Source organism: Undibacterium sp. TC4M20W (genome assembly GCF_049340245.1).
Lineage (GTDB): Bacteria > Pseudomonadota > Gammaproteobacteria > Burkholderiales > Burkholderiaceae_D > Undibacterium.
This window is the reverse complement of sequence record NZ_JBMPPI010000108.1, coordinates 1-204: the sequence shown is the minus strand read 5'-3', so window position 1 is coordinate 204 and position 204 is coordinate 1. Positions and strand designations below refer to the sequence as shown.

Here is a 204-nt window from a genome sequence, read left to right as displayed (position 1 = left end):
ACTATGTTGCCGGTACCTACAACACGACAGAAAACGGTGTGAACCTGAATGCACAGTCCACAGCGACTGCAGTTGCTCGCGTTGTAACAGACACGATCAACCTGGGTACAGGTAACGATACACTGGTCACTTACGGTGCGATCAATCTGGCTGGTGCAACTTTGTCTGGTATTGAAAACATTGTCAGCAATTCTGCAGTCGTCA

General features: G+C 48.5%; 1 protein-coding gene. It reads left to right on the top strand.

What is annotated here, in order from left to right:
* Window positions 1-204: hypothetical protein (locus ACO0LL_RS30495; RefSeq protein ID WP_422954562.1), on the top strand; the 204-nt coding region annotated here is incomplete at both ends.